Raw genomic sequence first — 15,390 nt, forward strand, 5'->3', positions numbered from 1 at the left:
TCCACAACTCAATAACTTTTTGCAAGTAAATATTTAATTATTATTAAGTATTTTTTTATCCATCCCCTCCCCACCTCCTGGCTATAACATAAAAAGACGCCCTTACGGACGCCTCTGCGGAACTAATCTTATTGTGCTGAGCCTAATTGCACCCATGCCTTCTCAATTTCTGCAACCGCCTGATCCTTATTCATGTTACCGCTGATATATGCCTGCATCAACTCGCCAAATTTTTGGTGGAACGTATCCAGCGAGTAGTTAACAGACAGATCACCGGACTTCGACGTTTTCAAAATGCTTTCCATTTCCTTAGGCATTTCCAGATCAGGAAGCGGTGCATCCTTAATTGGAGGAATCACCTTCGCTACCTGGGAGAACCAGTTCTTACCGTATTCCGAAGTGTACAGCCAGTTGAAAAATTCAATCGTTTCCTTCGATACTTCGGAATCCTTGTTGATACGCAGCGCCTGATCTGCACCGGTAATGATGACCGATTGATCCGCTTTGTCACTCACCGGATATCCCATGATGCCAATCTTGAGATCAGGGTTAATTTTCTTGATCGCTTCCTCATCCCACGCACCTTTACCGGTCATAAATGCAGCTTTTCCGGATGCAAAATCACTTACTTCCGCATTGCTGTCCCGTTCCAGTGGCTTATCTGTGCCATGTTTCACCGTCAAATCAATGAAGCTAAAGAAGTTATTGTACAGCACTGGGTAGTCCTTGATTTTTGCTTTGCCTGCGATAAAATCACTAACGAGCTGCTTCGACTCCACGCCTGCATCCTGTGCGGCAGCATCTACATAGTGCATGAAGATGTGCTTCCATACCCACCACTCTTTATATGCGTTCGCAAATGGAGTAATGCCCTTCGCCTCCAGCTTGGTAACAGCATCCTGCATCTCTGCAATCGTCTTTGGCGGGGAGGTTATCCCAGCCTTGGTAAGCAAATCTTTGTTGTAAATCAACGAAAACAGGTTCCCCTTCACCGGGAGTCCGAGCACTTTGCCGTCACTGGAACTCATATTCGCTCGAACGGCATCCGTCATGGCTGCTGCCAGCGGCTCATTGGTCAGATCGGCGCTATAATCCGCATACGTATCGATGTCGCCTCCTGCCGTCGTTTGGAATACATCCGGTGTACTACCTGAGGCTATTTTCGACTTCAGAATCGTGTTGTAGTCTGCCTGCATGATCTCCAGATTGATCTTCACGTTAGGTTTGACCTTCTTATACTCCTCGATATACGCGTTAAAAGCATCGGTATACTCTGGTGAAGCTGTGAACATGTTTATTGTAACCGTTTTCAAATCTTCTTTGCCGCCAGCACTTTCTTTCGACGCATCCGTGCCGCCGTTGCTTCCACATCCGCTCAACAAACCGACCGTCAAAAGCAAACTGCCGGATAACGCCATCATCTTCTTTAACATGGATACTCCCCCATTTGTTTGTGATCAACGTCCATGCGATCATTCTAAAAAATATACTCCCATTTAAAAAGGCAGATTAGTGAAGCGTTAAGGGTAAAAAAGTGGTTTATTGCAGGCTCACGCGATACTCAGACGGTGACACCTGATAATAATTACGAAAAGCCTTACTGAAATAATTTTTATCTTTGTAGCCGAGCATATCCGAGATTTCCTGTATTTTCAGGCTAGAATCACCCAGCAGCTCCTTCGCCTTGTCCATTCTAACCTTCTGTACATATTCGTGAATACCGTAACCAAACTGCTGTTTGAACAGCTTCATCAGGTATTCCCGACTCAAGAAATAGGTTTCGGCAAAAAACGAAATTTTGATATCCTCAAAATAATAACGGTCGATGTGCCTTTTGATGTCCGTTATGTCAAAGGGCTGGTTCCCTGATTGAGTATGTTGGACCCCAGCAATGTAAAGCTCCAGCATCCGATTCAATCTCTGACCGTAGTGGACAAAGCTCGTAAAATCAGCAGACAAATCCTCTTCACCCACGTACTCCGGTTCTTCCAAAGCTCTATCTTGATTCAAAACTGACGTAGACGCACCTAACTCAACCGTAGCTTCTCTCAGTAAAAAATGGAACTCCTTCATCATTCGATCCGCATCCTGTAAACGAAAAATAGGGCCTGATGCCAATTGTTTCAGCAGATCGCCCAGCAGTACTTTTGCCCGGTTCGCCTGACCTGTCTGAGCATCCTTTTGGATCGACAGCAGTCGCTCCGTCCATGACATTTCCTCTAACGTAACTATTTGCCGTGGCACTGTATGAAGAATGGATTCCCCCTCCAGCTTCAACACATCCGTGCTGTGAATGAGCGTCTTGGCATCCATATAAGCAGACGCTAGCTCCAATACATCTGTGCAGAGCTTACCCAATCCGGCAACTACCACCATGCTGAACAGCCCATGCAGGTTCACCACCGCCTTCTGTGTCACTTGTGCCAATAGTAAGGCCATATGTTCTTCTTGTCCTGGGGCCAAGGTACAGATCGAAACGACCTCACGCTCCCGTCGCGGATGGGAGAAGCTAAAACAACTCAACCGTTCATCTGACGTCTGAGCTAACACATTGGTCACGGCAAAATCCATCAGATCGGCATCGCCATGAAAACGCGTCCTGCGAATCTCATCCCTGTTCAGCAGCCGCAGCACGATCACCCCAAAGCGATTCCCCGGCTGATCCGCTCCGATCAATGGGAGCAACGCCGTATTGGCCTGCCTTTTAAAGCTACCGTCCAAAATGGACAAATATAGCTTCTCTTTCAGCTTCGGCAGTGACATATTCAGCGTAATGTTCTGGCTAATGAACTTGTTTTTGCTTTGCTCTCGACTTTCCAGAATGTCCACTGCTTTGCGCAGTGCCTGGTTCAGATCCTGACGATTGATAGGTTTGAGCAGATAGTCCACCACCCGGGATTGAATCGCCTGCCGTGTAAATTCAAAGTCATTGTAGCCACTAATGACAATCGTCAGCAGGTGGGGATATGCCTTTTCGATGGCACGAAGAAATTCGATACCGTTCAGCTCAGGCATTTTCATATCGACCATCACCACATCTATATGGTGCTGACCCAACAGCTCCAGTCCCAACCTTCCATTCGTCGCCTCATAAATATGTTCGATGCCCAGACCGTCCCAATCCCCGATAATACGAATGGCTTCGCGCAATGGCTCCTCATCGTCAATAATCAATACGTTATACATGACTACTTCCTCCCCGGGGAATTTGCATTCTCATTTCCGTTCCCGTTTCATCCGTAAGTATGAATAATCCTGCCTGATCTCCATACAAAAGCTTCAACCGTGTGTTCAGATTTTTCAAACCAATATGCTCGCTCTCCCGTTCTTCCCATTTTTCATGGAATGAATCCAGCACCATTTTCAGCTTGTCCTCTGAAATTCCAGGTCCGTTGTCCCTGACTGTAATTGTGGCATTTGTAGAACTCGATTCGGCTGAAATGACGATCAGAATATCGCTTGATACTTTTTCCAACGCATGCTTGATAGCGTTTTCCACCAACGTCTGCACAGATAATCTCGGAATCGGCAGCTCCATCAGCGTTTCTTCCCATACCACTTCGACCCGCAGTCTCGCTCCGAACCTTGCCTTTTGCAGACCTATATACCGTTCAATGTGCTTGAGCTCTTCGCGGGCAACTACGATATCCTTGCCGTTGATGGAATACCGCAACGTTTGGGCCAACGCATCCACCATATCCGCCATGTCGAACATCTCCCGCTTTAATGCCTGCGTGGATATGGCTTGCAGGGCATTGTACAGAAAATGAGGATTAATTTCAGCCTCCAACGCCTTGAGTATGGCGTTCTTTTCGACCAGCTTCATGCGATAGCGCTCATTAATAAGTTCTTCGGTTCTTTGTACCATTTCGTTAAAATGCAGCGACAAATATGCAATCTCGTCATGTCCCTTCACAGGAGCTGTTGCTCCAAAATCTCCGGTGCTAAACCGCTTCATCTGGGTGGACAGCTTATGTAAAGGTCGGGTAATGGCGTTCGAGGTCAGTGTCACTAATATAATAGACACACCTAAAAATAAAGCTCCGATGGCATAGCTCCAATTCCGTGTTGTCGTAGCTGCTTCATAAATCTGGCGGTATGGGATGGGCTTAATGAGCTGCCACCCCTCTTTTTCACCAACATCATAGACGACCAAATACTCCTGATCCCCACTGCTATCTGACCACGTTACTCGCCCGCTTCCTCCCTTGCCGATCTGTGACAACACTCCAGAATCACGCATCCGCTCATATAGCGGAAAGCTGTTCACATAAAAGGGAACCTCTTTAGGGCTCATTAGCATCAATTGGTCCCCTTTGCCCAGTGGAATGTTCTGCATGATTTCATTCACGGCGCTCGTATTGTAATAAAAGGACAGCACCGCCTGCGGGTGGCGGGATGCAATCGACCTCAGCACTCGATGGTATGCCATAAAGCTGGCTTGTGGTGCCACATAGCCCATATCAGAGCGGGACCCCACAAAGGATTGAAATGATTCGTTCGTGGTACTAGCCATCGCCTCTTTATACCAGGGAAGCTTGGGAATATCCGTGTTTATTCCTTTGCGCACCGTAATGTTGTATGTCTCCCTGGTGACCACATAGTATTGATGTCGGTCCGCCACGTACAGATAGATCGCTTCCAGATCATTACGTGAATAAAACATGCTGCGCAAGTAATTTTCAATGACCATTCTCGAAGCATAGTCTCGATTCTCATTGGCAATGGCGTTCATGATATCGTTATAACGAAGCTGCGGAAGAGCCAACTGCTGCATTCCCTCCAAGTAATCCTCCAAATTCTGATTGACCAGCAATAGATTATTGGTCGTGCTGGCGATGCTATGGTTAACCGACTCCTTTTCAATCATCTGATAGGAAATAATTGTGAGTGAGCCCACCACCAGAATAATCACCGAGGTAAAAAGTAGAATGAGCTTGTTCACTAATTTTTGCGTGATCCTCCTCCACATAGAGCGAAGAAACGTTCCTACACGCTCTGACATCATGATAATCGCCCCTTTTGAAAGCGTACACATTTTTACCCTCAACTGTTTTCTTAAATCCATTGGTCCGGCCCTAGGGGCTATCCTATACTTTCATTATATCTTAAACAGCTTGGAGCGAAAGAGCGGAAAATGTTGAGAAAAAGAGGTGCGTTATGCTGAAAAAAAGGGGAACTTGGGGCGACAAGGGCAGTAAACTGGAATTCGGTTTATTCACACTGCCCGTAATCCTGTGCATTACGATTGCATTTTATATTCCGTTTTTGATGACGATACGCTATTCCCTGACCAAGTGGAACGGCATATCCAAACATCCGAAATTTGTAGGTCTGGATAACTTCAAGCAAATCCTGCTTGGGGACGCCAATTTTGCACATGCAGCCTGGTTTACCGTCAAATATGCCATTCTGTACATTGTATTGGTGAATGTGCTGGCCATTTTGCTGGCGCTCGTTCTCGATATGAAGCTGAAAAGCTCGGCTTGGCTGCGGGCGGCTTTCTTTATCCCGTATATCCTCAGTCTCGTGATTGTCGGCTTTATATGGAAATTCATCTTCATGCAAGGCTTTGAGTCACTGGGACACAGTACAGGCTGGGGCATCTTCCAGCTAAGCTGGCTGGGTGAGGAAGGGCTCGCGTTTATTTCCATTTTGGCGGTATCGATCTGGCAATCCATTGGCTTTTACATGGTCATTTATATTGCAGGCTTGCAATCTGTGCCAGAGGATTTAAAAGAAGCTGCCATTGTCGATGGCGCGGGGCCGATTCGGAGATTTTTCAGTATTATTCTACCGATGCTCGCACCTTCCATTACGATCTCAGTCTTCATGGCACTGACCAACTCGATCAAAGTGTTTGACGTCATTTTATCTCTGACCGGCGGTGGGCCAGGTGGTACAACATACAGCATTGCGTATGATATTTACCGGGACACGTTCCAGAACAATCTGTATGGCTACGGAACAGCCAAAGCATTGATTTTATTCGTTGCAGTCCTGATCATTACGATTATTCAATTGTCTATTTTCAAACGCAGGGAGGTTGAAGCCTGATGCAACGCAGCCGTACGGGACGTATTTTGCTAGAAGCGGGCATGATTGTATTATCATTGTTATTTTTGTACCCGCTGTTTCTCGCCATTAACAATTCGTTCAAAAGCTTCGCTGAGGTCATGACCGACGTTATTGCGCTGCCCAAGCAGCTTTCGCTGGATAACTACGTATATGTATGGAAATTCATTGACTATCCGCGCCTATTTCTGAATAACACCATTATCACCGTCGTCGGACTGGCAGGTATCGTACTGATATCTTCCATCGCGGCCTACAAGCTGGCAAGAACCAAAAGCAAATGGAGCTCCGTGATTTACATGCTGTGCATTATGCCGATGCTGATCCCATTTCAGTCCATCATGCTCACTGTCTTGCGACTGGCGAAAGACTTAAATCTGGCAGATAGCACTTGGGGACTTGGCTTGCTGTATTGGGGCTTCGGCGCACCGCTGGCAGTGTTTATCTATCACGGCTTCGTGAAAGGTATTCCGGCTGAGATTGATGAAAGCGCCAAAATCGATGGGGCCTCGGGATTCCGGCTTTTCTTTTCCGTGATTTTTCCCTTGCTAAAATCAGTCACCGCCACCATTGTCATTATCGACGTGATGTGGATTTGGAACGATTTTCTGCTTCCGTTACTCATGGTCAACGGCTCACCCAGCACCAAAACGCTGACGCTGGCCGCCTACACCTTTGTCGGACAGTATACGTCAGACTGGCAATATGCCATGACCGCGATGGTAATGGCTGTTCTGCCTTCGATCATCGTATTTATTTTTCTGCAAAAATACATTGTTAAAGGCGTCGTTGCTGGAGCCGTCAAAGGCTGAGTCAAGGAATCGAAGCCAGATGCAAAAAAAGAGGACTTGCGTGTTGTTCGCGCAAGTCCTCTTGGTTTCAACCTGTTCAGGCCTAAACAGGCTTGTCCATGGTACACATGCTAAGCCTTAAATTGGCCTAGCGCCTTAAGTGAGGAATCCCCCCCTCTTAGGCGCTCTTATATTATTTATGCTTAACCCATTGTGCGCTATCCACCGGCCAAAAAATCACATCCGCACGGCCAACAATATCTTTAATAGAGACAAAGCCAATAGCACGACTATCCCTACTATTATTGCGGTGGTCACCCATCACAAAAACATAACCCTCAGGTACTTTGGAATCGGTTATGGTCCCATTTGGAAAATCAACATTGTTATATAGTTCTCCCTTGGCGTGCGCATCCTGAATAGCTCCCTGAATGTATGACTCCTCTACTTTCTTACCGTTCACATAAAGATTGTCGCCTTGATACTGAATCGTATCTCCAGCCACTCCAATAACACGCTTAATAAAGTCTCTTTGTTCCTTTCTCACATGGAATACAACAACCTCACTCGGCTTGGGATCACGAAAATCGTAAATCACCTTGTTCACGACCACTCGTTCATCTGTCTTGAAATTCGGTTCCATGGACGCTCCCTCAACAATAAATGGCGCAAATAATAGCCAACGTATAATGAACACGAGCACAATGGCTACAATAATGGCCTTAAGCCAATCGATCATCTCATTTTTCACTCGTGGCCGCTTTTCCTGCAATTGTTCGACAGTTGAATCCGTCAAATGATTTCCACTCTCCATGCGCTAAACCCACCCTTTCCCACAGTTTTCATTCCTATTATATGTATAATGTTTAAGTATAATCAAATTTTCCCAGTCTGGCAAAACTGCATCTTTAGTTGAAACAAAAGTGTGAACTTTTTTTCACAATATCAAAAAAACAGTAAAAAACTGTTGATGCAAACGTTAACATATATTACACTGTGCATATACTTCTTAGAGCGTTTTGGACTAATGGTAGATCAATCTATTCCCCCAGGAGGTGTCCTGTTTTTAGTGGAAAGACAGCATGAGTCACTTTTATAGATGCTATCTTCTTTTAAAATATGAGCTCAAATAAGGAGGAAATTACATGTTTAAACGAAATGATCGTCCAAAAACCGGCTTTAACGCTCTAAGACTCGGTGTTTCTTTTGTTTTTGCTTCTTCTTGCCTTATTGGAACCGCTTACGCAGATACGTTATCCAACGACATCCCTTCTTCCGCACTCACAGAAGAGGCAGTTAGTACAACCGACTCAACCACCGTCTCCACAACGTTAGCGGCAGGTGATTTGTATGTAGCGCCAAATGGTAACGTGTCCAATCCGGGTACAATATCCAGTCCTACCACGCTCGAATCAGCACTTACGCAAATTGCTCCTGGTAAAACCATTTACCTGCGCGGTGGTAACTACACCTACTCCTCAACGATTACAATTCAGCGTGAAAATAGCGGCAATAACGGCTCACTCAAAGGGTTGGTCGCTTACGGTAGTGAAAAGCCGGTACTTGATTTCTCTGCTCAAGCCTTTGGTTCAGCCAATCGTGGACTTCAGCTTAACGGAGACTTTTGGCTGGTAAAGGGCCTTGAAGTAAAGGGTGCCGGAGATAATGGTATCTATATCGGCGGCAGCAATAACCGAATCGAAAACGTGGAAACCCACCACAACCGGGATACTGGACTTCAGCTTGGACGTTACTCCCCTAACGCTTCCACTAGTGAGTGGCCATCGAACAATTTGATTTTGAATTCTTACTCTCACGATAACGCTGATCCCGATAATGGTGAGGATGCCGATGGCTTCGCTGCCAAATTGACTGTGGGATCAGGCAATGTGTTTGATAACTGCTTGGCTGCGTACAACGTAGACGATGGCTGGGATTTGTATAGCAAAACCGAAACGGGTCCCATCGGCGAAGTAACCATTTTGAACAGTGTGGCCCACCACAACGGGCAGACCGCAGATGGAACGTCTACCGCGAACAGCGACGGCAATGGCTTTAAGCTGGGTGGAGACAAAATCAAAGTCAACCATATTGTGAAAAACAGTATTGCTTTCCAGAACAAAAAACACGGCTTCACCTACAATAGCAACCCCGGCAGCATTACGTTGACCAATAATACCTCGTGGGACAATGGACAAAGTAATTTTGCTTTTGACAAGGGTGATCACGTGTTCATTAACAATCTTTCTTTTGAAGGAACAGCAAGTGATAAAACAAGCGGTACAGATCAGGACGACTCTAGCGTTTGGTGGAAAAACAAGAAATCGACGAATGCCAAAGGTCTGGTAGTCAGTGCAGACGACTTTGTTAGCCTCACGCCTTCTATCACTCGAAGTGCAGACGGTTCCATCCAGCTCGGTGATTTCCTTAAGCTGGCCAAAGGAAGCGATCTGATCGGCTCGGGTACTCCGAGCGGAAAAAATATAGGGGCACGTTAAAAGCCCCGCCTAATCAGGACGCCCTGGCCCATCTACCAACTCAGACAATTTTGCATAATATAGCGACCGGTGATTGTCCTCATAACCAGACAAAATATGAGGTGAACAGATCATGGAACGAAGAATCACACTGAAACATACACTCGCCTATGGAAGCGGTAACATGCTAGGAAGTGGCGCACTTGCTATTAGCGGTGCATGGTTAATGTACTTTTATACAACCTTTTGCGGACTGTCTCCCGTTCAGGCCGCGGCCATTTTCTCTGTTGCCAGCATCATAGATGCAGTCAGCAATCCGGTCATGGGCTTTATCAGCGATAACTTTCACCGGACCCGCTTGGGCCGTAAATTCGGCAGACGACGCTTTTTCATCATGATGGGTATCCCGCTGATGCTCGTGTATCCGATGCTTTGGGTAGATGGGTTGGGCTTCTGGTATTACCTGAGTACGTACGTGCTGTTTGAACTGGTGTATACCTCTGTCATGGTGCCGTATGAAGCACTAGCGTCAGAGATGACACGGGACTTCGGCGCACGCTCCAGATTGACTGGATGGAAGGCCATGTTTGGCAAAATTGCCAATTTCGCTGCCGCTTTTATCCCTGGTCGCTTTATTGCCGAGTATGGCAAAGACTCTCCATTGCCTTTCTTTTATACCGGTCTCGTTTTTGCAGCTATTCTGCTGATTGCGATGGCATTCTTGTACAAAAACTCCTGGGAACGTCCAAGTGAGGAACTGCAAAAGGAACTGGAAGGTGAAGCTCCGCTTTCCTTTATAGATTCGATGAAAAAGTTGTTTGTCGACATTTCCTCTACCTTCCGAGTCAAGACGTTCCGTCATCATCTCGGGATGTACCTGGGCGGCTTTTCAGCTGAGTGGCTGTTTACTTCTGCTTTTACGTACTTTATTGTCTTCTCCTTGTTCCAAAGCTCGGAGATGGTATCCAATTTGAACAGCTTTAACTCTGTCATTCAATTGATTTCTACCTATTTCTTCATCCAATTCTGCGTGCGTAAAGGGTTCCGTATGCCTTTCATCGCCGCACTCGTTGTCGTTTGCTTTAGCGTAGCAGGTTATGGCCTGCTCTATATAACGGGAGCCTCGAATACGATGGTATGGCTATATGTCATCACCCTGTTCATGGGGCTTGGTACTGGGGGCGTCTACTACATTCCTTGGAATCAATACACGTTCCTTGCCGATGTGGATGAAGCGTTGACCGGCCGTCGCCGGGAAGGTATTTATGCAGGTATGATGACTTTTGCCGGAAAAATGGTGCGGGCCGTTGTCGTCTTCATTCTCGGCTGGGTGTTACAGCATTTTGGCTTTGTATCCGGGGCTGATAGTCAGCCCGTCGCTGCTCAGCACGCCATCTTTTATGTACTTGTGGTTGGTACTATCGTTCTCGCGATCATCGGTATGATTGCTTCTGTCGTGATGAAGCTGGATATTGACAGCCACAAGAAGCTAATCGCCGAAATTGACCGCCTCAAAAACGGTGGCTCCATGAAATCAGCCAAACCGGAAGCCCGGAAGGTATTCGAGGAACTGACAGGCTTCCATTACGATCGGTGCTGGGGTAACAATAACGTGGGCTTCAAGAACAAACCCGTTGACCCTAAGACACACACTCCATCTATGTAACAACAATAACAATTACAGATTAAACATTTACTAAAGAGGTGACTGTATCATGGCAAATCCAACATCACAACCAACCACCAGTCCTACAAAAACAGATTCTTGGGCTGTACGTATGAGCGATTCCGTTCTGCAACGGAGCCCGGAATTTTATGAAAAATGGGAATATGACCACGGTGTCATTTACAGAGGTCTGGAATGGGTTGGCGAATTGACAGGCGATCCCAAGTACATGGAATTTATAAAAAAACATATGGACCATTTTGTTGACGAAAATGGCGTAATTCAGCGCTATAAAGTAGATGAGTACAATATTGACCACGTGAATAACGGCAAGCTGCTCTTCTCGCTGTATCGTGCCACAGGAGATGAACGATACAAAAAGGCAGCCTACCAATTACGCAGTCAACTGGAAAAACACCCACGCACAAGCGAGGGCGCATTCTGGCATAAGCAAATTTATCCGTATCAAATTTGGCTCGACGGCTTGTACATGGGTGCCCCGTTCTATGCTGAATTCATCCGCGAATTCGGAGATCCATCAGAGTTTGACGATGTGACCTTGCAATTCAAGCTCTGCTACGAACATACGCGTGATCCTGAAACAGGTCTGCTCTACCATGCTTGGGATGAGAAGGGTGAGCAGCATTGGTGCAACCCGGAAACAGGCTGCTCTAAGAACTTTTGGGGACGCTCGATGGGTTGGTTCGTTATGGCACTCGTTGACGTGCTGGACTATATTCCAGAGGATCATGCAGACCGTCCTTTGCTGATCGATATGCTGACGGAAACACTGGAAGCCCTGCTGAAAGTGCGTGATAAAGAAAGTGGAGTCTTTTATCAAGTGCTCAACCTGGGCCATGTGAAAGGCAACTATCTGGAGGCCTCTGCTTCCTGCATGATTCTCTATGCTATTGCCAAGGGCGTTCGCAAAGGCTATCTGCCAGAGCAATATCGTCAAGAGGCAGAAATCATCCGTAAGGGTATTATCGATGAATTTATCACGATCACTGAAGAAGGACTCGTGAATCTGAACAAAACGGTGCAAGTAAGCGGTTTGGGTGGCAAAGATCGTCGGGACGGTACCTTCGCTTACTATATCAGCGAGCCGATTATAACCAACGACCCCAAAGGTATCGGTGCTTTCATTCAGGCAATGGGTGAAGCAGAGCGCATCTAAAACACCCGAACGATATACCTTATTAGCAAAAAGGACGGTGGCCATCAGCCCCGTCCTTTTCTTATATAAACATATCTTACTTCATAACCTTAAACTCATATCCCTGTTTTTTTAGATATTCTATAATTTGCGGCAAAGCTTTTGCAGTTTCTTCTTTACCATAGGTGTCATGCATGAGTATGATGGCTTTTTCTCGACCTTTCACTGATCTCATAAATTGGTTGATTAGTCCAAGGGCTTTCTTGGATGCTCCCTCTGCATCCTTCGTTAGTACATTCCAATCTACCTGATGATAGTCCTTCTGAAGTAAGACTTTATCCAAAGCAGCCATTCCCTGTGGATCTCTTCTATTCCATGTCATGTGTCCCCCAGGAAACCGCACCATTCTTGTGGTGAATTCTGGCCCCAGAATACTTTTTAACACCTTATTGTTCCTCTCAATTTCCTGCATAACATGGTCCGTGCTTACCCGCCTGTTAGGATATAAATACTTATAATTATGAGAGTACGTGTGGTTTCCTATCGCATGACCCTCTTTAACAATTCTTTTGATAATGTTCCTGGTATGTTCATTTTCATCGGCTTCTTTTCCTACGATAAAAAAGGTTGCCTTGACCTTCTGTTTTTTTAGAATGTCCAATATTTTAGGTGTTACCGTCACGGATGGACCATCATCAAAGGATAAGTAGGCCACTTTTTTACCATCGGCTCCATCGGGCATCTGCCCTAGCATTTGCTGCTTTAAATATTTTTCGACAAAGGCACCATCTTCTACTTCGGGGTCGCTTTTTGGAGAGACCGCTTTACCTTTTGATGAGTCCTTGGATACGGAATCTGTTTTTTTAGCAAGCTCCTGTGTTGGCGCCTGTGTTTTGTTATCTGAGACCTTTATTGCAATGAAAGTAATACAACCTGCCACAAATAATAAAATAGCAATCCAAATGAGCCTTTTTCTGTTCCTCTTCAAGCGGTGCTCCATTGTCCTACTATGTGAATAGCCCTTTTCCATTAGCTTATGTACCTCCATACTAAAATAAGAAAAACCACCGGATCAGGGTTGATATACACACCTTAGAATAGACATTGGAAAACCCCTTAGGTTTAGCCGATGAAAATTTAGGGATGTGCTTCAACCAGAGGACAACCTACTCCCGGTGGCTTTCTTGTCTTGCATTTACATAATTTATGAGTATCATTGCAGTTTATTACGATTGCTTCGTTAGGGCCTGAGCCAACAAGGACGCATAAGCTTTAGCACCTTTAGGTTTTAAATGTACTCCGTCATGCTCGAAATAGGAGTTTTTACCAGAGCTGGCTCCGTACCAGTCAATCATTGTAATTCGCGGGTCCTGGGACGCTGCTTCGGCAAGATGCTTGTTCACAATACTCTCCCACGGCCGAGGCACACGGGTATTCACAAGTATAATACGCTTCGCATCCTTCAGGCTAGCCAACAGATCGGATAACTGGTCCTTGGTGAAAGCGCCGTTCGTGCCCAGCTCAATAATAACCGTCTTACCGAGCTGTCCGTTCTGTCTTAGCTGTTCCAGTACGGCAGGCGCCTCCGCCATCTGACGGCCGATCCGCCCATCTACAACAGCTCCCGGGAAGGATTCCTGAATGTACGACTGTACATCCAACATGACAGAGTCTCCAATGGCGGTAACACTCGAGCCATCACCTGTCATAGGCGTAGCTTCTTTGGGTTTGTCCGAAGGTTCCGACGGTTTCGTAACGTCGTCCGTAGTACCAGCCTGGACCGCCGTATTCTTAGGCGTCTGGGTTTGAGACGGGACTGGGGTCTGCACCTTGCTGCCCTCGGACCCTTGCAGCTTGATGGCTTGAGGCTCCTTGGAAGCCACGGATACCGTTCCGTGAAGCGGCGGCATCGCCTTTGCCCTTGCGACTGGATTCTCATCGCTTGATGCCGCCTGAATCGTTGCATCAGGAGAAGCCACGTACAGGTGGACGGTACCCACGAGAATACCTACAAACAGCACAGCCGCTGTAGTTGTAGGCATCCATCTCCATCGCGCCTGTCTACGAACCGCAGAGCGGATTCCTGTGATCCAGTGGCGGAATCCTCCATGGCGGATCGGCTCCTCAATATATTTAAACGAGAGAGACGCCAGCAATACGGTAGCTAGCAATTGTAAAATGATACGCAGCACATGCACGCCATCGGTATCTACCTGAGGCGTCGTTAGCGTGATAACCGGAACATGCCACAGATACAGTCCGTAGGAACGGGCTCCAATCCAACGTAGCGGCTTGATTCCAAGGAGACGACCAAGGTGGCTTACCGGATGTGCCAACGCTGCGACCACAATAGCAGTGACTAAAGCTATGCCCAGTAGGCCGCCCCGGTACAGAGATGGGTCATATTCATTCGAGGCCCACGCCCAGTGACAAAGCAACAGCAAGCTTATTGCACCGATGCTGTCCAGAAGCATACGCGCCTTAGCAGAAGCTTTCTCTTTCAGTTTGCCGCTTGGCCACACCAAGGCCAGTGCCGCACCAATCAGCAAAGCAAATCCGCGCGTATCCGTGCCGTAATACACCCGGCTCGGGTCGCTTCCCGGTACGTAAATCACGGCCATCAGGAGCGCAGATATTAATGCCAGACAAGTTACCCAGCCTGCGAGCACAATACGCTTGGGCATGAATTTTAGCCCGAGCGCCAGCAGTAAGGGCCACAGGATATAAAACTGCTCCTCCACCGCCAGCGACCACAGATGCCCAAGCGGAGAAGGTGGGCCAAAACTTTCAAAATACGAAACCTGATGGAAAATAAACCACCAATTGCTCATATACACCAAGGCGGCAGGTACATCTCCGCGCAAGGCCGTGAGCCGTGACGGATCGAAAAGCAACGAGCACAGGACAATGACAGCCACAACCGTCAACATGGCAGGCAGCAACCTTCTGGCACGACGCAACCAGAAATCTTTCATTTTAAAACTATGATATGTATCCCACTGACTCACCAAAATATCTGTAATCAGATACCCCGACAAAGTAAAAAACACGCCCACACCCAACAAACCACCCGGCAACCAATCCGGATTCAGATGATACACAATGACTGCGATGACTGCCAGCGCTCTTAAACCATCCAAACCTGGCATATAACGACGTTGTGACGACAACCGATTAGACTTCATTTCAGCCGCCGTCCTTCTTGCAAATTCAAGCTCCCTGTCT

11 protein-coding genes are annotated in these 15,390 nt (G+C 46.8%); 5 read left to right on the top strand and 6 right to left on the bottom strand.

Annotated elements, in window-relative coordinates:
- Nucleotides 1-128 precede the first annotated feature (128 nt).
- The 3 genes from ACUYLD_RS13080 to ACUYLD_RS13090 all read right to left on the bottom strand — a co-directional run bounded on the left by ACUYLD_RS13080 (nt 129) and on the right by ACUYLD_RS13090 (nt 5,038).
- The gene (locus ACUYLD_RS13080; RefSeq protein ID WP_446675235.1) at nt 129-1,433 is read right to left on the bottom strand and encodes an ABC transporter substrate-binding protein; all 1,305 of its coding nucleotides are present in this window, start codon (nt 1,431-1,433) and stop codon (nt 129-131) included.
- Between the two features lie 106 nt (nt 1,434-1,539).
- The gene (locus ACUYLD_RS13085; RefSeq protein ID WP_446675236.1) at nt 1,540-3,186 is read right to left on the bottom strand and encodes a response regulator transcription factor; all 1,647 of its coding nucleotides are present in this window, start codon (nt 3,184-3,186) and stop codon (nt 1,540-1,542) included.
- Nucleotides 3,179-5,038, bottom strand: coding sequence for a histidine kinase (locus tag ACUYLD_RS13090; protein WP_446675333.1), 1,860 nt, complete (start codon nt 5,036-5,038; stop codon nt 3,179-3,181). Before ACUYLD_RS13090 ends, ACUYLD_RS13085 begins: the two co-directional genes overlap by 8 nt.
- Before the next feature lie 122 nt (nt 5,039-5,160).
- Here ACUYLD_RS13090 and ACUYLD_RS13095 point away from each other — a divergent pair, with 122 nt between their 5' ends.
- Both ACUYLD_RS13095 and ACUYLD_RS13100 read left to right on the top strand, forming a co-directional pair.
- Nucleotides 5,161-6,057 (top strand): carbohydrate ABC transporter permease, encoded by an 897-nt coding sequence (locus ACUYLD_RS13095; RefSeq protein ID WP_134904268.1) that lies wholly within the window; start codon nt 5,161-5,163, stop codon nt 6,055-6,057.
- Complete coding sequence (locus ACUYLD_RS13100) at nt 6,057-6,887, top strand: carbohydrate ABC transporter permease (protein ID WP_013312583.1); 831 nt, start codon at nt 6,057-6,059, stop codon at nt 6,885-6,887. Before ACUYLD_RS13095 ends, ACUYLD_RS13100 begins: the two co-directional genes overlap by 1 nt.
- A 172-nt stretch (nt 6,888-7,059) precedes the next feature.
- Here ACUYLD_RS13100 and lepB read toward each other — a convergent pair whose 3' ends face one another.
- Nucleotides 7,060-7,680, bottom strand: a complete 621-nt coding sequence (gene lepB / locus ACUYLD_RS13105; protein WP_446675237.1) for a signal peptidase I — start codon at nt 7,678-7,680, stop codon at nt 7,060-7,062.
- Nucleotides 7,681-8,011: 331 nt separating this feature from the next.
- Here lepB and ACUYLD_RS13110 point away from each other — a divergent pair, with 331 nt between their 5' ends.
- The 3 genes from ACUYLD_RS13110 (at nt 8,012) to ACUYLD_RS13120 (ending at nt 12,186) form a co-directional block, all read left to right on the top strand.
- Nucleotides 8,012-9,364: a right-handed parallel beta-helix repeat-containing protein gene (locus ACUYLD_RS13110; protein ID WP_446675238.1), complete on the top strand. Its 1,353-nt coding sequence runs from the start codon at nt 8,012-8,014 to the stop codon at nt 9,362-9,364.
- 112 nt (nt 9,365-9,476) lie between these two features.
- Nucleotides 9,477-11,009 carry an MFS transporter gene (locus ACUYLD_RS13115; RefSeq protein ID WP_025719365.1) on the top strand — a complete coding sequence of 511 codons (1,533 nt, stop codon included), beginning with the start codon at nt 9,477-9,479 and terminating at the stop codon, nt 11,007-11,009.
- Between the two features lie 49 nt (nt 11,010-11,058).
- Nucleotides 11,059-12,186 carry a glycoside hydrolase family 88/105 protein gene (locus ACUYLD_RS13120; RefSeq protein ID WP_446675239.1) on the top strand — a complete coding sequence of 376 codons (1,128 nt, stop codon included), beginning with the start codon at nt 11,059-11,061 and terminating at the stop codon, nt 12,184-12,186.
- A gap of 76 nt (nt 12,187-12,262) precedes the next feature.
- Here the strand turns inward: ACUYLD_RS13120 and ACUYLD_RS13125 are convergent, their stop codons facing one another.
- Entirely contained in the window at nt 12,263-13,195 is a 933-nt protein-coding gene (locus tag ACUYLD_RS13125) for a polysaccharide deacetylase family protein (protein ID WP_446675240.1), read from the bottom strand.
- A 196-nt stretch (nt 13,196-13,391) separates the two neighbouring features.
- Complete coding sequence (locus ACUYLD_RS13130; RefSeq protein ID WP_322159143.1) at nt 13,392-15,350, bottom strand: acyltransferase family protein; 1,959 nt, start codon at nt 15,348-15,350, stop codon at nt 13,392-13,394.
- Between the last annotated feature and the right edge of the window lie 40 nt (nt 15,351-15,390).

The organism is Paenibacillus sp. SER-28 (assembly GCF_052906305.1).

Bases quoted from the DNA above. Each gene is read 5' to 3' on its own strand.
- ACUYLD_RS13115 (WP_025719365.1), top strand. From the start codon at position 9,477: ATGGAACGAAGAATCACACTGAAACATACACTCGCCTATGGAAGCGGT.
- ACUYLD_RS13095 (WP_134904268.1), top strand. From the start codon at position 5,161: ATGCTGAAAAAAAGGGGAACTTGGGGCGACAAGGGCAGTAAACTGGAA.
- ACUYLD_RS13130 (WP_322159143.1), bottom strand. From the start codon at position 15,350: ATGAAGTCTAATCGGTTGTCGTCACAACGTCGTTATATGCCAGGTTTG.
- lepB (WP_446675237.1), bottom strand. From the start codon at position 7,680: ATGGAGAGTGGAAATCATTTGACGGATTCAACTGTCGAACAATTGCAG.
- ACUYLD_RS13100 (WP_013312583.1), top strand. From the start codon at position 6,057: ATGCAACGCAGCCGTACGGGACGTATTTTGCTAGAAGCGGGCATGATT.
- ACUYLD_RS13110 (WP_446675238.1), top strand. From the start codon at position 8,012: ATGTTTAAACGAAATGATCGTCCAAAAACCGGCTTTAACGCTCTAAGA.
- ACUYLD_RS13120 (WP_446675239.1), top strand. From the start codon at position 11,059: ATGGCAAATCCAACATCACAACCAACCACCAGTCCTACAAAAACAGAT.
- ACUYLD_RS13080 (WP_446675235.1), bottom strand. From the start codon at position 1,433: ATGTTAAAGAAGATGATGGCGTTATCCGGCAGTTTGCTTTTGACGGTC.
- ACUYLD_RS13090 (WP_446675333.1), bottom strand. From the start codon at position 5,038: ATGTGTACGCTTTCAAAAGGGGCGATTATCATGATGTCAGAGCGTGTA.
- ACUYLD_RS13125 (WP_446675240.1), bottom strand. From the start codon at position 13,195: ATGGAAAAGGGCTATTCACATAGTAGGACAATGGAGCACCGCTTGAAG.
- ACUYLD_RS13085 (WP_446675236.1), bottom strand. From the start codon at position 3,186: ATGTATAACGTATTGATTATTGACGATGAGGAGCCATTGCGCGAAGCC.